Source organism: Streptomyces sp. JLSY215, assembly GCF_059682825.1.
This window is the reverse complement of sequence record NZ_CM185022.1, coordinates 1,130,294-1,147,804: the sequence shown is the minus strand read 5'-3', so window position 1 is coordinate 1,147,804 and position 17,511 is coordinate 1,130,294. Positions and strand designations below refer to the sequence as shown.

The following is a 17,511-nucleotide window of genomic DNA, read 5'->3' as shown; positions in this document are numbered from 1 at the left end:
CTCGGTTTCCTCGCGCGCGGCCCAACTTCCTTGCCGGGCCGCACGATTCAGTATGCACGCGTCCGTAAGGCAATTGACGATCCCTCGGAGTCGTCCGGCGTCGACGACGGCTCGCGCGAACGCCGCTCCCCCCGGTCTGCGCGGGCCGAGCAAAAGGCACCTGACGGGCGAAAGCCGGGTCAGGTGCCTTTTCTTGTGGTCCGGAAGAAGCGCGGGGCTTCTTCGGCGGGCAAGGGCGTCGGTCAGACGTTGGGCACGTGCAGCTTGTCCCAACTGGACCTGCCGGGGACGCCGTCGGCATCGCGTCCTGAGAAGTGGAGCTTCCGCTGCCAGGCGGCGTAGGAATTCACATCGCCCGAGCCCCACACATTGGTGGTGCTGCTGGACTGGTATCGATCGCAGCCTTCCGCGACAAGCCGGTGGTGCATCTCGGCGATGATCGGCGACTTCTGCCCGGTGTGGAAGAACGACGCACCAGGGAACGGCTCGAACTTGGCGGAGCCGCCATCCATGTGCTGCAGGTAGGCACCGTTCTTGAAGGTGGACCATTGGGTCCAGCCGTGTGCGTCCTTGATGGCCTTTGCCGTCGTGGCGTTGTAGAGCGGATCCTTGAGCTTTTTGGCAATCCTGAGCGTGTCCGGCGGGGAGAACTGCTCCGGGTGCCGGAGGGAGCGTATCTGGAAGAGGCCGAGGGACGGCCCCCACTTGTGGTCGGCCAGACCCTCGTCGCCGACGGCGCCCGGATTGCCTCTGGACTCCGCCATCGCGACGGCCGCCGCGATGTTGATGTCTTTGCCGTGGAACCCTGCCTGTGTGGCGAGGGTACGCAGCTCGGTCAGGTTCATTGTCATTCCCTACGCCCTCTTGGCTTGTCACGTGCCGTTCAGGAGTCATGTGCCGTGTGCACATATCGCATTGCGGTGCCGAATCGGCCGGCGGGTGTCGGCCGGAATCCCCGGACCGGGACCAGATATCGGCGGAATGCGATACCTGCGCTTGCACGCACTTGCGGGTCAGGGACGACAATCCCGGCTGTGAGCGCCCACTGATTGACGCATATACAAAAATGAGAACGAGGCACTCTTGCCCGCGCCTCCATGGATATCGAGGCGCTTGCGAGGTGCGAAAAAAGATCAGTTATTTCCACCCTATGGTGGCGTCGGGAAAGGGGCAACCGGAGCGGGTTCAAGTTCCGTGCGCTGTGGGCGGTTTGGCGGCGTTCACGCCCGGCCGTCGCCGGCGTCCGGCGCTCGTTGCCGTGACGGATGTGGTCACGGGGAGATCCGCTCGGCGCGGCCGCGGTCCACCAGTGGCATGCAAGGGGTGCACTTTTTGCGTACCGAGCGTATGAAGCACGCGGGACGAGGGGGACTTTCCGGCCGTCGCTCGCATTGCTTGACTTCCCCGAGCGAGAAGATGCAACCTGATATGGACGCTTCACGATTTATTTCTCTATGTCCCATGCGCCGGCCAAGTGTGCCGGCCAAGCCGCGAACATCGCACAGGCGTCTGTGATGAGATGTGCAATTCCGGCGAAACTCGTGGTTGTTCGCGCCTTCACCGAGCGGAGCTTCGTGACGCCCGCCGTTCTGGCGTATCGCCAAGGCAGCAACTCCCGGCGGCCGCCCGCGCCCAGTTCCCTGTGAAGCCGTTCCCTGTGAAGGGAGTGAGGAATGCACCTCGTCACTCGCGCTCAATGGGGGGCCAAGCCGTCCCGCTTCCCCCTCGAGAACATCACGTCCACCCGGGGCGTGAAGGTCCACTATGAGGGCGCTCCCGTCCCGGCCGATCTCGCCAAGCCGGAGAACCACACCAAGTGCGCCGGCCGGGTGCGGGCCATCCAGGCCGACCATCTCGCGAACCGCAAGGAGAACTACTCCGATATCGCCTACAGCTACGTCGTCTGTCCGCACGGTCATGTCTTCGAAGGGCGTGGCCTGCACAAACTCCAAGCGGCGAATGGCAACCACCAGCTCAACCTGCACCACTACTCGGTGTGCGGCATGGTGGGCGACTCCGGTCTGACCCGTCCGACCGATGCGCAACTGGCCGGTATGCGCGACGCCATCGACCTTCTGCGGCAGAAGGGCGGCGCCGGAGCGGAGATCAAGGGCCACCGCGACGGCTTCGCCACCGACTGCCCCGGCGACCCGCTCTTCACGTGGGTGAAGAAGGGCGCTCCGCGGCCCGGCGGCGCTCCCTCCCCGCCGCCCACTGGTGTCAAGGTGAGCCTCTCCCACGTCGTCTCTGCCGCACGCACCGACCCGGCCGCCGCCCAGGGGCACACCACCTTCCCGGCGGACGTCAAACCCGTGGAGGCCGCCCTGGTCCAAGAGGGGCTGCTGGATCCGAGTCTCGGCGACGACGGGTCCTTCGGCTCCAAGACCGTCAACGCCTACGCGGCCTACCAGCGCCGCGAGGGGTTCACTGGAACTGCCGCCGACGGCATTCCGGGTATGTCCACCCTCACTACGCTCGGCAGCCGGCACGGGTTCGTGGTCGTCGCCTGAGCCCGGACCGGACCCCGGTCCACCGGCCTTTCTCCCACGGTGGTGGAGAGAGGCCGGTCGCGTATGTCTGCTGCGGCCATGGCGAAGGCGACAGTTCTGTCGATGTCCACGACGCATGCCTCTTCTGTCACCACAACCTCTCCCGAGGCTCGGTTGTCTCCCGTACGGAAGGAATTCAGGAATCCGCCACCCTTGCGGATTCCCGGCACAAGGGGGACCTGCAGATGCACACATGGCGTCGGACGCTGGTCGCGGGCGGCTGTTCCGGGCTGTTGGCCGTCGCGCTGGTGTCCTGGGGCGCGGGCGGAGCGGTGGCCGCACCGTCGGGCCCGCGCGGCGACTTCAACGGCGACGGCTACGGTGACGTGGTGGCCGCCTCGGACGGCGGGGCGGGGCGGATCACCGTGTTCTACGGAGCGGCGGGCGGCCTCGGCGGCACGCCGACCGTGCTCGACCAGGAGTCGCCCGGCGTCCCGGGGCACAACGAGGACGGCGACGGCTTCGGCCGGGCCCTGGCCGCGGCGGACTTCGACGGCGACGGCCACGGCGACCTCGCGGTGGGCATTCCGCACGAGGTGACCGGGAGCGGCCCTTGGGAGTCGGGTTCGGTGACGGTCCTGTGGGGCGGCCCCTCCGGGCTCACCCAGGGCACCCCGTTGCCGACCGGTGTGCCGGACCCCGAAGGCCCCTACGAGGCGGTCGGGGCGACGCTCGCCGCCGGGGACTTCACCGGCGACGGTCACCCCGATCTCGCGGTCGGGCAGGCGGGCGGCGTGCGCGTGATCAAGGGCCCGTTCACCCGCGCCGGCGCCAACGCCGGTGTCACGGCGCACCGGCTCCCGGCGGGCACCGAGTGGATCGACGCCGTACGCGCCGCCGATGTGAACGGCGACGGCCGGGCCGATCTGCTGGCCGAGGCCAACCCCCAGCCCGAGGACGGCTCCGACACCTCCACCGGCATCTGGTGGTTCGCCGGCGCACCGGACGGCCTGGCGAAGGGCGTCGTGGTACCCGGGCTCCCGGACAGCGCGCACCTCGCGGGCGGCAAGGCGTTCACCGCGGGCGACCTCGACGGCGACGGCCGGGCGGACCTCGCCGTCGGCAGCGGGGGAGAGGTGACGGTCGTCTACGGCGCGTCCGCGGGCCCGGGGGCCGGCCGGGCCACCGTGCGGCTGAACCAGGACACCGCCGGTGTGCCGGGCACCGACGAACCCGAGGACGCCTTCGGCGCGGCGCTGGCCATCGGTGACGCGGACGGGGACGGCCACGGCGACCTCGCGGTCGGCGCGCCGGGGGAGACCCTCGGCACCGGAACGGCGGCCCTCCGGTCGGCCGGTGCGGTCACCGTGCTGCACGGCTCCCCGGACGGCCTGACCACCGCGGGGGCGGCGATGCTCACCCAGGACAGTGCGCAGGTGCCGGGGGCCGCCGAGAGCGGTGACCGTTTCGGGGCGGCGCTGCTGTTCAGCGACCACGACAAGGACGGCCGGGCGGACCTGGCGGTGACCGCCGACGGGGAGAACGGCACCGGAATGGTGTGGCGGCTGCCGGGCGGCGCGAGCGGAACGACGGGCAGCGGCTCGGCGTACTTCGGCGGGCCCGCCTCCGCCGTCCGGTTCGGGCGTCCCCTGGAGGGCTGAGCGGGAGCGCCGCCCCCCGCGCCGCGGGAGGGGACGCCGCCGCCCCTCCCGCCCAGGCCTCCGGGCAGTCGACCTCACACCTCCAGACAGTCGACGAACCGCACGCGGTCGCCGGAGCCGGCGATGAACTCCCGCGCGGAGTGATTGCGCAGCAGACACATGTCGTAGCGGACCCGGGGGCCGCCGGCCCCGTCGCCGTCCTCCTCGTAGAGGTGCTTCCCGGACAGCTGACATGAGTCGTAGCGCACCAGCGGCCCCCGCGCCCCGGTCCGGTAGCGGTGCGGCCGGGTGCCGGCCGCGAAGGGCTTGAAGGCGTGTGCGGTGTCGTCGCAGTCGTTGAAGTGCACCGTCCCGCTGCCCCAGGCGCAGTCGATCACGACGGTGTCCGCGTTCCGCACCTCGAAGCGGATGTCCTCGGCGTGGAAACGCTGTACGGAGTCGTGGTGCGCGGCGCGCGGAAAGCGGAAGAAGGTGCTGGTGCGCCCGTAGTCGCCGGAGTTCTCGGGGCGCCGGCCGGTGATGATGTACGAGCCGCCGCGGCAGGTGAGGGAACCGCCGTAGGGGAACTCCAGGAAGTTCCCCCAGGAGTACTCGACCTTCATGTCGGTGAACCAGTAGTTGAGGAACTGGTCCTGCTGCGCCGGGTCCGGCGACTTCTGCGAGAGGCCGGAGTAGAGGAACGCCTTGCGGTAGGCGCCGCCGACCCGGCAGGCGTCCCAGCGCATCTCCGAATTGGTGTTGCTGCCGTCGAGGGCGATTCCGTACGTCCACTCACCGGTCCACTCGCATTCGGTGAAACGGTAGTCCTGCGCCTGGCCGGTGGAGTAGGAGTAGAAGAACGAGGCGCCCGCGGTGCCGGAGGCGAACGCCAGGTGCTCGAAGTCCACGTTCGCCCAGCTGTCCTCGTTGCGGCAGAGGTAGGCGCCCGCGGCGCGCGACGGCGCGAAGAGCAGCTGCGTCATGCGCTTTCCCGCCCCGCGGAACCGCAGGCCGTTCGCCTTGAGCTTGCCCCCGGGGGCGTCGAGCAGCGCGTGCGGGGAGCGGATGAGGTAGGTGCCGGCCGGTACGTCGATCACGGTGCGGCCCACGTGGTCCCACACCCGGCCGGCCGCATAGGCGTAGGCGCGGGCGAACGCCCGGCTGTCGTCGGTGCGGCCGTCGCCCTTGGCGCCGCAGTCCGCCACCACGTCGATGACGTCCCTGCCCTTGGGCTTCTGCCCGGTGACCTTCGGCGCCAGGGCCTCGTCCGACCGGTCCCCGGGCGAGGAGTCGGTGGGCGCGGAGTCGCATCCGGCCAGTGCGGCGGCGAGCGCGGCGGCCGTTCCGGCCACCACTGTCCGACGCGTGGCCGCACCATTTGACGGAGAGGTCCTGCCTGTCATGATGTTGCTCCTTCGGGGGCCAATGCATCAGGTGGGGGATATGAGCCGCTTCGGATATGCGATCAGAGAACTCTCGACGGCCCAGAAAACCGCGAAAGGGGTGTCCCTGTACTCGCGCGGTGTGAACCGTCCGATCGGGCGGGTGCTGGCCGCCGCGGGATACGGAATGGGACTGACGCCCAATCAGATAACTCTGATCAGCGGCGCCTTCACCTTTACCGGCGTCCTGATGATTGCCGCGCTGCGCCCCTCGCCGGTGGCGGCGCTGGGTATTGTCGCGGCGCTGGTGCTCGGTTTCGCCCTCGATTCCGCCGACGGACAGCTGGCCCGTCTGACGGGCACCGGCAGTGCCGCGGGGGAGTGGCTGGACCATGTGATCGACTGCGCCAAAATGCTGGCCCTCCACATGGCCGTACTCGTCTCCTTCCACCGCCACTTCGGATTCTCCGAGCCCACGCTGCTGTTCGTCCCCATCGCCTTCCAATTCGCCGCCGTCATGGTCTTCTTCGGCGGTGTCCTCACGGAACAGCTCACACGCGCCGAGCGGTTGCGCGACGGCGCGCCCCGCCCGGCCGCCGCGGCACCGGTCTCGCGACTGCGCGCGGTGGCTCTGCTCCCCGTCGACTACGGGGTGTTCTGCCTGCTGTTCCTGCTGTTCGCCGACCGGAACCTCTTCGTGGCCGGGTACTGCGTCCTGTTCGCCGCGCACGTTCTTTTCATGGTCGCGTTCCTCGCCAAGTGGTACCGCGAATTGTCCGTCCCCGGCCGCTGAGGGACGGGGACGGAATACGCCGTGGCGGGCGGCCCCGGAATGTCACCGGAGCCGCCGTGCCTCATGCGGAATTCGCCAGACCGGCGAGCGCCTGACGCAGCAGGGTGCTCGAGGTGTGCACGGTGTACGGGAAATAGATCACCTCGACGCCGACCGTCGCGAAATCGCGCTCCAGCTTGTCGCCCTTGCTCGTACCCCGCCAGTCGTCGCCCTTGAAGATGACGTCGAACCGCACCTGTTGCCAGGTCTCCAATTTGTCGGGCACCGTCTCGACGAATGCCGCGTCCACGAAACGGACGCTGCGTACGATCTCCAGCCGTTCGGTGAGGGGAATGACCGGGGCCTTCCCCTTGGCCCGTTCGGCCATTTCGTCCGAGACGACACCGGCCACCAGGTAGTCGCACTGGCTCCTGGCGTGCCGGAGAATGTTCAGGTGCCCCACATGGAAGAGGTCGTAGACCCCGGGCGCATAACCCACTCGGTGCGTCATCCGGCCCTCACCGTCCACCCTCCCCACTGTCCACCCCGCGCGGCATCCGCTCAGCTCCTGGCCGTCACATAGACCGGCCCGTTACGGCCCGAGACGTTGGTGCCGTCGGTGACCTCCAGGGAGTAGCGGTGCTGTGCGCCGGGCTGGACGGTGTCCGTGTAGCTCATGTCCGGCCGGTTCCAGTACCGCGAATCCTTGGTGAGCGAGGTCAGATACACGCCGTCGCGGTAGATCTTGTAGGTCAGGACGCCGTTGTCGCGGTCCCACGACGCCTTCCACTTCAGCGTGATCTTGCCCCGTGCTCCGCTGGCGCCGCTGAGCAAGGGCACCTGCGGCGCCCCGGTGTCCGGCGCGGCCGCGAACCGGGTCAGGCCCTGCTGCGGCGCGTCGTTGACGGTGGTGAACTCGCCGCCCGCCCACAGCACGCCGTCCGCCATGGTCAGCGCGCGCGGCCCGATCTGCTCGCCGATCCCGTCGTTGGTGTCCGGGAACCACGGCAGGATCGTCTTGTCGGAGATCGACTGCGCCAGGAAGTGCTGGCGGTTGCCGATGTCCGGGAAGCCGCCGGGGGTGTCCTCGCAGTTGTGCGCGTGCGAGCCGCTGTAGAGCACGCCCTTGTACGGCAGCACGGCCTGCGTCGCGCCGAGGCAGGTGTCCTTCCAGATCCGGGAGCCGTCCGAGAGCCGGCCGGCGATCCGGCCGTCGAAGACGCCGCCACCGGTGCCCTCGGCGCCCAGATAGAAGTTGGTGCCGTCGTTGACCAGCGTCTTGACCGCCGACCGCTGCGGAATCCAGCCGCTGAAGGAATGCACCACCTTGCCGGTGGTCGCATCCAGGCCGGCCAGCGCGTGCACACCCAGCAGACTGCCGTTCACCGAGGTGAAGCGCCCGCCGATGATGACCTTGTTGAGCTTCGGGGCGACCGTGATGGCGTTGACCCCGGGAGTGGTGTCGTTGGGGATCGACGAACCCCGGATCGTCGCCTTGAAGGGCAGCAGGGTGCCGTTCGGGCGCAGCGCGGCGATCCGCTCACGGGTCTGCCCCTGCACGGTGTCGAACCCGCCGCCGATGTAGACGGCGTCGGCGGTCACGTCGAGGGCCCGTACGGTCGAGCTGACGGTCGGCTTCCAGTCCGCGCCGATCGTGCAGTCGGCCGTCTCCAGGGAGGCGGTGTTGGAGCGGCCGACCGGGCCGGCCTTGCCGAACGAGCCGCCGATGTACAGCAGGGAGCCGTCGGGCGAGGGCTTCATGGCCCGGACGGTGCCGCTGCCGCCGGTGAACGCCGGTGCGCACGGCAGCGGTTGACCGGTTTTCGCGTCGAAGGCGGCGAAGTTCTTCCGGGCGAGCTCACCGGTGCCCGGGGCGGCGCCGGGTGGCCGGATGTGGTCGAAGGTGCCTCCCACGTAGACGATGCCCTTGGCGTAGGCCAGGGACCACACGATGCCGTCGGTCTGCCAGGTGCCGAGCGGATCGGCGGTCAGCGTGGCCTCACCGGAGGCCTGGGCCGGCCCGGCGGCCAGCGCCGTCGAGGCGGTTCCCAGCACCGCGGCCGCGAGGACGAGATGGACGGTTCGGTTTCTTTGGCGCACAGGTCCCCCCTGGAATCATGGCGCAATCAGAATTAATCGGGAGTGGACGCGTGAACGAGATGAGTTCTGTGCGGAATTGCGTCCGGTGTTCCGTGGCCAGCGGTGTTCCGTGACCATTGTTGTTCTTGACCACTGATGTTCTGTGACCACTGATCGGTGTTCAGCGGTCAACAGAAGCTTTCCGAACGCGTTTTCGCAGTACTCCCAAGAACTCCCCCACCCCCAAGGCCAAACGATAGCGCCGGACGAGGGCGCCGAAAGCTACAATGGAAGAAAGTATTGCCAAAAGAGCACCGGGAACGCTGTCGCCGAATAGCGTTCGGATAGCGAACGCGATGGTTGCCACCGCGCCGATACCGATCCCGGCGGCCAGCAGGTAATCCCGGTCCACGGACCGAAAACCCAGCCGACGGTGCACGAGCCAGGCCGAAAGGCCGTTGTCCACGACGATCGCCAGCCCCCAGGACACCGCCGCACCCAGTACCCCATAGCGCGGAACCAGCCAGATACCGCCGCCCAGTTGGACCACGAACGCGGCCCCGGCCACCGCGAGGTTCCAGACGCTCCGGCCGGCCATCAGGATGACCGTCTGCGCATTGCCGACGCCGACGTTCACCGCACCGGCCACCGCCAGCACCACCAGGCCGGGCGCCCCGCCGGAGAACCCCGCCCCGAACACCGACAGCACGGTGCGCGGATAGGCCGCCAGCACCACCCACACCGGCCACGAGAACAGCGCGATCCAGCGCGTCGACACCCGGTGCAGACGGTGCGCCGCGTCCGTGTCCCCGGCCGTCAGCAGCCGGCTGATCTGCGGCGCCACCGCCAGCCGGACGGCCAGCTGCAGCAGTGTCCCCGCGGTCACCAGCCGACCGATGGCCGTATGGACACCCGCCTCGGCGCTCGTCCCCAGCACCGACAGCAGGATCACACCGATCCACACCGCCGCGATGTCGAAGAGCGAGGAGACCGCCCGCGGCCCGGCGAAGGCCCAGAACTCCCGCGCCTGCGACGGTGGTGCGGTACTGCCGGGATGCGCGCGATGGGACCGGCGCAGGGAAACCCCGGCCGCCACCGCACCCAGCACCCCCGGCACCAGCCACGCCGCCGACAGCGTGGCCACGCCCGGCGCGAGCAGCACCAGCGGCACCGCGAGCAGCACCCGCAACGCCGGCTTCCCGATCTGCTCGACCCCCACGAACGGGACCACCGAGCCGTACCCGCGGGTGGCGCCGAGCAGCACCAGCGCCACCGTCGTCACCGGCAGGAACGCCGCGAACAGCCGCACCACCACGAGGGCCTGGTCCGGAGCGAGGTCCGGCAGCAGCCAGCCGGCGAGCCCCGGGGAACACAGCACCACCGCCGCCCCCACGACGCTCGCCAGCAGCGTAGGCACCACCGAGATCCGCAACAGCCCCGGCACCCCCGCGCCACCGGTCAGCTCCAGATCCCGGGAGACGTACCGCACCAGCGCGGTATCGGCCCCCAGCTTCAGCGCATTGCTCACGATGGTGAACGCCGCGACGCCGGTGAACACCGCACCGGCCCCCCGCGCCCCCAGCCCGTGCGTGACGACGGCGACCAGGACGAACCCGAAGACCGCCGTCGCCGCCGAACCCGCCAGGGCGATCAGGCTCCCGCGCGCGGTCGGGGCGACACCCCGGTCGGGACCGTCGTCCCCAGGGCGCGCCGCCGCCGTCCGTCCGCCGAGGCCCGCCGGACCCGTCGCCGTCATCCGCGCAGCGACGAGGCGTCGGCAGCGGCGGACCCGCCGGACGTCTGCCCCGTACGGGACGGTGGCTGTTCCCGCAGGACGGGCGGCGGCGCCACCACCGCACCGGTACGCGCCCGGCCGCGTTTGCGGTCCGTCGGGCCGGCGTCCGTGAGCCGGCGCAGCGGCCGGCCGCTGCGCCCCTTGTCGAGGACGGCACCGAGAATGTGCCCGCCGGCCCCCGTGATCAGCTCCCACACCCGGTCCAGGTCGTCCCGCCGCACCTCGGCGAGATCGCAGACCACCACCACACCGGCCGCCTGTTTCGCCACGGCCAGCCCGTCCGCATGCGCCAGCAAGGGCCCGGTGACGACCACGACGTGCTCGTGCGGGCCCGACGACGCCGTCAGCAGCCGCGCGAACTGCGGCGACGTCAGCGCGCGCGCCGGATTGGGAACCTCCCGGCCGGGCAGCAGATCGAACCGTCCGTCGACTCCGGCGTCCACCGCCAGCCGCTCGCCCTCGGCCCAACTCCCCGGTACCGGCCGCCCGTGCCCGGGGTGCAGCGGCAGCCGCTGGGCGAGTACGGGCGTCCGCAGATTCGCCTCCACCAGCAGGACGTCGTTGCCGATCTCGGCGAACGCCCCGGCCAGGTTGACCGCCACCGGGACCGCGTCCGCGTTCTGCCGGGGCGCCACGATCAGCAGGCTGCCCCGCCCGGCGAACCGCCGGTCGTGCACCAGCCGGAAGGCGATCGTGCGGTACGCCTCCGCCCGGTTGCCGTGCCCGGACCGGCCGACCTCCAGCATCCCCCGGCCGCCCCGCCGGCGCGGCAGTATCCCCAGCACCGGTGCCCGCAGATTGTCCTGCACGTCCGCCACCGACCGGACCCGCGGCTCCAGCACCGACCGCACCCAGGCCGCCAGGATGCCCAGCACCAGACCCGCCACGGCGCCCGTGAGCAGCAGCATCGTCAGACCGGGGCTGGACGGGAAGGCCGGCGGATCGCCCTTGCGGACGATGTCACCGGGCGTCGTGTCGAGCGATTTGAGACTGGCGATCCGCCCCTGCAGATCCGCTATCTCCGTCACCAGACTGCCGCGCTCGGACTGGTCGGCGGTCCGCCCCGACCCGGCGCCCTCCCCGGCGATCCGCTGGTCCAGCACCTTGCGCTGCGCCACCAGCGGTGCGAGCTCGGCACCGAGTTTGCCGACCGTCGTGTCGATCCGGTGGGCCGCCGCGTCCTGCCGGTAGCTCAGATACGCGTGGACGAAGGCGTTGACCAGCTCGGCAGCCCGGTCCGGGGAGCCCGCGCTGTACTCGAACATCAGCGTCTGGGTCTCGGGCGGATTGCTCACCCGCAGGTCGCGCTGGAGCGCGGCCGGATCCGTACGCTCCCCCAGGGCCTTGGCCGCCCCGGCCGCCACCGACGCGCTCTGGGCGATCTGCCGCTCGGTACCCATGCTGATCTGCTTGTCCACCGAGACACGACCCGCCTCGAACGGCGCGGTACTGATCGCATGCACCACCACCTCACCGGTCGCGGTATAGGTCTCGCCGCCCAGCACCGACACCGCGGCACCGCCGAGCATGCCCAGCACCAGCCCGAGCACGATGAAGGCCCGGTAGCGGAAGAGCCGGCGCAGCTGTTCGCGGATCTGGTCCGGCTCCTCGGCAGGCTCGTCGAAGACGCTCACGTACGTGCTCCTCCTGTGGGTAGGGGCGAGGGCGCCGCTTCGGCCGGCGCGACAACGGGATCCGGCACCGGTGCGGACCGGCGCCGGGACGGGCGGGTGATCAGCAGCGGGATGCACACCAGCAGGGCGAGCGGTCCCACGATGGCCATGAGACTGCCGCGCAGCAGCACCAGCTGGTAGAAGCCGAACGCCGGCACCAGCAGCGCGGCGAGCGTGCCCGGCCGGTGCCGGATCCGGTGCCGCACCTCGTCGATGCGCCGCCCCACGGCACCGATCAGACCGAACACGGCGACCACCGAAGGGAATCCGGCCCACATGTATGCCTCGATCCACAGCGGCGCGGAGAGGTTCTCGAAGCGGTATCCCGCGTGCCGGGCCAGCAGGACCCCGGCGTCGTCCGGCTTGCCCGGCCACGCCGGACGCGGCACGAAGAACAGCGGCGGACCGAGCGCGGCGGACGGTGTGAAGCCGTGCGTACGGACATAGTCCACACCCGTCTCGATCTGCTGGAACGCGTCGTAGTCGCCGTTGGAGGTGAACTGCTCGGCGAGCGCGACCACCCGGACCGGCTCCCGCTTGTCGTAGCGGAAGTAGTCGCTGTAGGGGAAGACCACCAGCACCACGGCCGCCACCCCCGCGGCACCGACCCGGAAGGCCCGCGGCCCGCGCAGCCAGGACGCGCCGAAGACCAGCGCCAGCAGGACCGTGCCGGCCCAGAAACGAGGCTGGCTGATGGGGTTGTTGACCACGACGTTCAGCGCGATCAGCAGCGGCAGCAACAGCCACCGCAGCCCCCGCAGCACCCGGTCACCGGCCTTGAACCGCGGTACGTGCACCAGCGCCACCAGCGCCCAGAACGCCGGAACCGACAGGGCCCACGCCGCCATCGCCCGGCCCGCCGACCCCGACGGCTCGGCCTGTGCCGCCGCCTCGTTGGCGGCCTGCCGACTGAGGAAGAATGCCGGTAACCCGCCCTGACCGGGAATCAGCACCACGGCCAGCAGCAGCGCCAGCCCGCACAGCAGCAGCACCCGCCCCGGCGCCAGCCGCCGCGAGAGGACCGGTTCCAGCGCCACGGAGGTGCGGGACGAACGCCACGCCGCCAGCGCCGATCCCGCGCTGTAGGCCAGAAGTCCCGTCTCCACCAGGAGAGTTGTGAGGAATCCGGTCCGCTCGTCGACCAGGAATCCCCGCGGATACGCATCCGTCGCGAGCATGGCCAGCGGCGCCAGCCCCAGCCACACGTACGAGAAGAGCCAGAACCCCAGGCCGATCAGCCGCGCCCGGACGTCCGTCAGCACCCGGGCGAGCGCGCCACCGGTGTGCACCACCACCACGCACTGCACGGCGAGCGCGGCCCCGAACCGGGCGTCCAGTGACCTCAGCACCAGCAGCGGCAACAGCACCACGAGGAACAGCACCCAGCAGCACAGCGCGGCGACCGCCCGCGAAGGTGGCGCGCCGCCCGCACGTCTCCCGGACGTCATCGGCCGACCACCCCCCAACTCCCCTTCCGCGAGGCCAATCTAAGGGGCATCGCATAGTAAGGCCGCCTACAGGACACAATCCCAACCCAATTCACCGTTCTCGGGACTCGGTTCCTCCTCCGACGACCCGACAGCCAGAGGGGGCAGCCGTGGAAGACTCGTTCACCGGCCGGTGCGTGCTCGTGGTCTCGACCAACTACGCACCCGAACACACCGGCATTGGGCCGTACTCGACACAGATAGCCGAACATCTTGCCGCGTCCGGCGCGGACACCCATGTCCTCGCGGGCATGCCGCACTACCCGGCCTGGGAAGTGGCGGAGGGATACCGTGGACGGTGGCGGGTCCGGGAGCGGCGGGGCGGGGTCACCGTGCACCGGCGCCGGCACACCGTCCCGCCGCGCCAGACCGCCGCGCACCGGGCGCTGTTCGAGGCGAGCATCCTGGCGCACGGTGTCCTCGCCCCGCCGCGCCTCCGGCCCGATGTGGTGCTCACCCAGATGCCCACCCTGGCCGGGGGAGTGCTCGGCGGGCGGCTGGCCCGGCGGTCCGGCGCCCCGCATGTCGTGGTGGTCCAGGACCTGATGGGCGCGGCGGCGGCGCAGAGCGGCATCCGCGGCGGCGGCGGGACCGCCGCGCTGGCCGGCGCCGTGGAGGCCCGGATCCTGCGCGGCGCCGCGGTCGTCGGGGTGGTCCACGAGTCGTTCGTGGCGCGGGTCACGGCGATGGGGGTGCCGCGGTCCCGGGTGCATGTGGTGCCCAACTGGACGCATGTGCAAGGGCCCGGCGGCGACCGGGAGCGGACCCGGGCCCGGCTCGGCTGGCCGCCGGAGGAGACCGTGGTCCTGCACGCCGGCAACATGGGGCTCAAACAGGGCCTGGACGTCCTCGTCGAGGCCGCCAGGCTCGCCGGTCAGGAGGCCGCCCCGGTACGGATCGTGCTCATGGGCGACGGCAACCAGCGCGCACATCTCCAGCGGCTCGCCGCGGGCGTCCCGGCGCTGTCCTTCCTGCCACCGGCCGGCGCGGAGGAGTTCTCCGACGTCCTCGCCGCGGCCGACGTCCTCGCGGTCACCCAGAAGGCGTCCGTGCTCGACATGAGCCTGCCGTCCAAGCTGACCTCGTACTTCATGACCGGGCGGCCGGTGATCGCCTCGGTGGCCGCCGAGGGCGGAACCGCCCAGGAGGTGCTGCGCTCGGGCGCCGGAGCGGTGATCGCGCCGGAGGACCCCAAGGCGCTGCTCGCCGAGGTGCGCGCGCTCGCCGCCGACCCCGGGCGGGCCGCCTGCCTCGGCGCCCGTGGGCCCCGCTACGTCGAGGAGCGGCTGAGCAGCCGGGCGGGACTGGAGCGGATCACCGCGCTGCTGCACCACGCCACCGCTGGGCGGGACGCCCGCCGGTAGGTCCGGGCGGCGGGGCCGCACCCCGGCCGCCCCCGTCACCACGCTCCCGTGAGAGACCGGTAGAACTCCTCCAGCCGGTCGGCCACGGCCGCCAGGGAGAACTCCGCCTCGACGGCCGCGTGGCCCGCGCACACCACGCGGTCACGCAGCTCGTCGTCCTCCAGCAGCCGCAGCACCGCATCGGCCAGCTGCTCCGGCGAACCGTCGGTCACCACGGCGGCCGCGCGCCGCCGCAGCGTGCCGGCGATGCCGCAGCTGTCGGTGCAGACCACGGGCGTGCCCACGGCCAGGGATTCCAGCACGGTCATCGGGAACGGCTCGTCGATGCTCGGCAGGACGTAGACGGTGGCCCGCGCGGTCCGCCGCACCGCCGCGTCGTGGTCCAGGGCACCGCCGTACCGCACCGCCTCCGACAACCCCTCGTCGGCGATCAGCCGCTGCACACCGGCGAGTTGCCCCTCGTCCGCACCGTGCACGGCGAACGTCACGTCGGGCCGCTTGCGGTGCACCAGCGCGGCCATCCGCACGAACGCCTCGGGCCGCTTGCGGGCCTGGAGCCGGGCCAGGAAGAGCACATCGGCGGTTTCCCGCGCCACGTCGGCCGGCCGGGCCCGCACCCCGTTGTGGAGCCGGACCAGCCGCGGCCCACGCGGCCCCAGCACCCGCCGCAGCCCGGTCTCCTCCTCCTCGGTCAGCACCAGTCCCGCCGCCGCCCTGCGCAGCAGCGGGACGTAGGCCCGGTCGAAGAGCCGGGCGACGGCCGAGCGGCGGGGCTGGACCATGCCGTGCGTCTGCACCAGGAAGGGCCGGCGGCGCGCCACGGCCACCGCCAGCGCGGCCAGCGACACCAGATCGCGTCCGGCGTGCAGATGCAGCACCTCGGCCCGGCCCGTGCGGCGCCACAGCAGCCACAGCAGGCCGGGGTGGAACAGGCCGAGGAACCCCTGCCCCGGCACCAGCGTGCGGGCCCGGCGGGCGCGCAGCGGTACCCCGTCCACGGTGCGCGGGGGCGCGCCCCGTCCCCGCCACAGCGAGACCAGCTCCACCTCATGGCCCCGTGCGGCGAGTTCGCCCAGCTGCCCGGTCGCCACGCTCACCGGGCCGCCGTACGCGCCGTCGTCGCTGACCAGGGTGACGACATGGGTGATCCTCACCGGACGCCTCCGGTGGTGTGCACGGTCCCCGCGGGCACGTCCCGGTGGGCGACCGCGCCCGCGCCGACCACCGCGCCCGCCCCGACGGTGACCCCGCGCAGCACCATGGCGCGCGCGGCCACCCACGCCCCGGCCTCCAGCCGGATCGGCGCGTTGTCGAACTCGAAGGTGGGAGAGCGCCGTTGATGGCTCCCGGTGCACAGCACCGCCCCCTGGGAGACGCAGACGTCGCTGCCGATGGTGATCGGCTCCAGGTTGATCAGCCAGGCGCCCTCGCCCACCCAGACGTCGTCGCCGACCGACAGCTTCCACGGCCACTGCACGCGCACCCGGTGCCGGATGAGCACCCGGCACCCGATCCGGGCACCGAACGCGCGCAGCAGCACCGGCCGCAGCCGCGGCGGACACCACCATTTGACGAAGACGAGGTTGAGCACCGCGAACCAGGCGGCCTGCACCGCAAGTCCGCGCCCCTTGTCGTAACCGGCACCGCTGAAGCCGCGCAGCCGACGCGCCGTGGCGGGAGCGCTCATCGGTCCACCCGCACCCGGAGTCCGGAGAGTTCGTCCTCCAGCTGCCGTACGTCCGACTCGACCATGATCCGGGCCAGTTCGTCGAACTGCACCTTCGCCGACCAGTCCAGCAGGCTCCTGGCCTTGGACGGATCGCCGATCAGCGCGTCCACCTCGCTGGGCCGTTCGTACTTCGGGTCGAAGCGCACGCTGCGCTCCCAGTCCAGCCCCACCGAGCCGAACGCGGCCTGGAGGAAGTCCCGTACGGTCGCGGCCACCCCCGTCGCCACCACGTAGTCGTCCGGCTCGTCGCGCTGCAGCATCAGCCACATGGCCTCCACGTACTCGGGGGCGTAGCCCCAGTCGCGGACCGCGTCGAGGTTGCCGAGGTAGAGGTGCTCCTGCAGTCCGGCCTGTATTCGGGCCACCGCGCGGGTGATCTTGCGGGTGACGAAGGTCTCGCCGCGACGCGGGCTCTCGTGGTTGAAGAGGATGCCATTGACGCCGAACAGGCCGTACGCCTCGCGGTAGTTGACGGTGGACCAGTACGCCATCACCTTGGCGCAGCCGTAGGGGCTGCGCGGGTGGAACGGCGTGCCCTCGTGCTGGGGCGGCGGCGTGGCGCCGAACATCTCCGAGGACGAGGCCTGGTACAGCCGGGTCCGGATGCCGCTGGCACGGATGGCCTCCAGCAGCCGCAGGGCGCCCAGACCGGTCACGTCGCCGGTGTAGAGCGGCGCGTCGAAGGAGACCCGGACATGGGACTGCGCGCCGAGGTTGTAGACCTCGTCGGGCTGCACGTCATGCAGCAGGTTCACCAGCGCCACCCCGTCCGAGAGGTCGACGTGGTGGAGCAGCAGCCGCCGGCCGGGCGTGTGCGGGTCCTGGTAGATGTGGTCGATGCGCTCGGTGTTGAAACTCGACGAGCGCCTGAGCAGCCCGTGCACTTCGTAGCCCTTGCTCAGCAACAGCTCCGCCAGATACGAGCCGTCCTGGCCGGTGATGCCGGTGATGACAGCGGTCTTGGGCATGACTTCCCCCCACGAGAAGCGATGGTGACGAGAGACCGAACGAGGTGATTTCCCCCTGCGCCGAGGGCGCGGGGCGCGGACGCTACCCGTTCGCCTCCCGGTGGTCGAGAGCGAGGCATGGCAGAAATTTCCG

The 17,511-nt window shown here is 71.2% G+C and carries 14 protein-coding genes; 4 read left to right on the top strand and 10 right to left on the bottom strand.

Going from position 1 to position 17,511, the window contains the following annotated elements; genetic code table 11:
* Nucleotides 1-242 precede the first annotated feature (242 nt).
* Nucleotides 243-845, bottom strand: coding sequence for a peptidoglycan-binding protein (locus tag AC5677_RS05130; protein WP_497193804.1), 603 nt, complete (start codon nt 843-845; stop codon nt 243-245).
* 828 nt (nt 846-1,673) lie between these two features.
* Here AC5677_RS05130 and AC5677_RS05125 point away from each other — a divergent pair.
* Both AC5677_RS05125 and AC5677_RS05120 read left to right on the top strand, forming a co-directional pair.
* Nucleotides 1,674-2,510 (top strand): peptidoglycan-binding domain-containing protein, encoded by an 837-nt coding sequence (locus tag AC5677_RS05125; protein WP_497193803.1) that lies wholly within the window; start codon nt 1,674-1,676, stop codon nt 2,508-2,510.
* 224 nt (nt 2,511-2,734) lie between these two features.
* A complete protein-coding gene (locus AC5677_RS05120) occupies nt 2,735-4,150 on the top strand; it encodes an FG-GAP repeat domain-containing protein (RefSeq protein WP_497193802.1) in 1,416 nt (471 codons plus the stop codon).
* 74 nt (nt 4,151-4,224) lie between these two features.
* On the opposite strand, the gene AC5677_RS05115 is transcribed toward AC5677_RS05120, so the two are convergent.
* Nucleotides 4,225-5,532, bottom strand: coding sequence for a glycosyl hydrolase family 28-related protein (locus tag AC5677_RS05115; protein WP_497193801.1), 1,308 nt, complete (start codon nt 5,530-5,532; stop codon nt 4,225-4,227).
* A gap of 40 nt (nt 5,533-5,572) precedes the next feature.
* On the opposite strand from AC5677_RS05115, the gene AC5677_RS05110 reads away from it, so the two are divergent.
* Complete coding sequence (locus AC5677_RS05110; protein ID WP_497193800.1) at nt 5,573-6,304, top strand: CDP-alcohol phosphatidyltransferase family protein; 732 nt, start codon at nt 5,573-5,575, stop codon at nt 6,302-6,304.
* A gap of 61 nt (nt 6,305-6,365) precedes the next feature.
* On the opposite strand, the gene AC5677_RS05105 is transcribed toward AC5677_RS05110, so the two are convergent.
* The 5 genes from AC5677_RS05105 to AC5677_RS05085 all read right to left on the bottom strand — a co-directional run bounded on the left by AC5677_RS05105 (nt 6,366) and on the right by AC5677_RS05085 (nt 13,278).
* Nucleotides 6,366-6,794, bottom strand: a complete 429-nt coding sequence (locus tag AC5677_RS05105; protein ID WP_497193799.1) for an FAD synthase family protein — start codon at nt 6,792-6,794, stop codon at nt 6,366-6,368.
* A 50-nt stretch (nt 6,795-6,844) separates the two neighbouring features.
* Nucleotides 6,845-8,383: a fibronectin type III domain-containing protein gene (locus AC5677_RS05100; RefSeq protein WP_497193798.1), complete on the bottom strand. Its 1,539-nt coding sequence runs from the start codon at nt 8,381-8,383 to the stop codon at nt 6,845-6,847.
* A 160-nt stretch (nt 8,384-8,543) separates the two neighbouring features.
* On the bottom strand, nt 8,544-10,118 hold the full coding sequence (locus AC5677_RS05095; RefSeq protein WP_497193797.1) for an oligosaccharide flippase family protein: 1,575 nt from the start codon (nt 10,116-10,118) through the stop codon (nt 8,544-8,546).
* Nucleotides 10,115-11,791, bottom strand: a complete 1,677-nt coding sequence (locus AC5677_RS05090; protein ID WP_497193796.1) for a polysaccharide biosynthesis tyrosine autokinase — start codon at nt 11,789-11,791, stop codon at nt 10,115-10,117. The genes AC5677_RS05095 and AC5677_RS05090 overlap by 4 nt, the downstream gene beginning before the upstream one ends.
* Nucleotides 11,788-13,278, bottom strand: a complete 1,491-nt coding sequence (locus tag AC5677_RS05085) for a hypothetical protein (protein WP_497193795.1) — start codon at nt 13,276-13,278, stop codon at nt 11,788-11,790. Before AC5677_RS05085 ends, AC5677_RS05090 begins: the two co-directional genes overlap by 4 nt.
* A 182-nt stretch (nt 13,279-13,460) precedes the next feature.
* On the opposite strand from AC5677_RS05085, the gene AC5677_RS05080 reads away from it, so the two are divergent.
* On the top strand, nt 13,461-14,681 hold the full coding sequence (locus tag AC5677_RS05080; protein WP_497196514.1) for a glycosyltransferase: 1,221 nt from the start codon (nt 13,461-13,463) through the stop codon (nt 14,679-14,681).
* Between the two features lie 35 nt (nt 14,682-14,716).
* Here AC5677_RS05080 and AC5677_RS05075 read toward each other — a convergent pair whose 3' ends face one another.
* Genes AC5677_RS05075 through gmd form a run of 3 tightly spaced genes read right to left on the bottom strand, consistent with a single transcriptional unit; the run spans nt 14,717 to nt 17,378 of the window.
* Nucleotides 14,717-15,835, bottom strand: coding sequence for a glycosyltransferase (locus tag AC5677_RS05075; protein WP_497193794.1), 1,119 nt, complete (start codon nt 15,833-15,835; stop codon nt 14,717-14,719).
* A complete protein-coding gene (locus tag AC5677_RS05070) occupies nt 15,832-16,368 on the bottom strand; it encodes an LbetaH domain-containing protein (RefSeq protein WP_497193793.1) in 537 nt (178 codons plus the stop codon). The genes AC5677_RS05075 and AC5677_RS05070 overlap by 4 nt, the downstream gene beginning before the upstream one ends.
* Nucleotides 16,365-17,378 (bottom strand): GDP-mannose 4,6-dehydratase, encoded by a 1,014-nt coding sequence (gmd, locus tag AC5677_RS05065; RefSeq protein WP_497193792.1) that lies wholly within the window; start codon nt 17,376-17,378, stop codon nt 16,365-16,367. The genes AC5677_RS05070 and gmd overlap by 4 nt, the downstream gene beginning before the upstream one ends.
* Nucleotides 17,379-17,511 lie beyond the last annotated feature (133 nt).

What these genes read in the sequence shown, in the direction of transcription:
- gmd (WP_497193792.1), bottom strand. Translation starts at nt 17,378, where the DNA reads ATGCCCAAGACCGCTGTCATCACCGGCATCACCGGCCAGGACGGCTCG.
- AC5677_RS05095 (WP_497193797.1), bottom strand. Translation starts at nt 10,118, where the DNA reads ATGACGGCGACGGGTCCGGCGGGCCTCGGCGGACGGACGGCGGCGGCG.
- AC5677_RS05120 (WP_497193802.1), top strand. Translation starts at nt 2,735, where the DNA reads ATGCACACATGGCGTCGGACGCTGGTCGCGGGCGGCTGTTCCGGGCTG.
- AC5677_RS05125 (WP_497193803.1), top strand. Translation starts at nt 1,674, where the DNA reads ATGCACCTCGTCACTCGCGCTCAATGGGGGGCCAAGCCGTCCCGCTTC.
- AC5677_RS05070 (WP_497193793.1), bottom strand. Translation starts at nt 16,368, where the DNA reads ATGAGCGCTCCCGCCACGGCGCGTCGGCTGCGCGGCTTCAGCGGTGCC.
- AC5677_RS05110 (WP_497193800.1), top strand. Translation starts at nt 5,573, where the DNA reads ATGAGCCGCTTCGGATATGCGATCAGAGAACTCTCGACGGCCCAGAAA.
- AC5677_RS05085 (WP_497193795.1), bottom strand. Translation starts at nt 13,278, where the DNA reads ATGACGTCCGGGAGACGTGCGGGCGGCGCGCCACCTTCGCGGGCGGTC.
- AC5677_RS05115 (WP_497193801.1), bottom strand. Translation starts at nt 5,532, where the DNA reads ATGACAGGCAGGACCTCTCCGTCAAATGGTGCGGCCACGCGTCGGACA.
- AC5677_RS05130 (WP_497193804.1), bottom strand. Translation starts at nt 845, where the DNA reads ATGAACCTGACCGAGCTGCGTACCCTCGCCACACAGGCAGGGTTCCAC.
- AC5677_RS05105 (WP_497193799.1), bottom strand. Translation starts at nt 6,794, where the DNA reads ATGACGCACCGAGTGGGTTATGCGCCCGGGGTCTACGACCTCTTCCAT.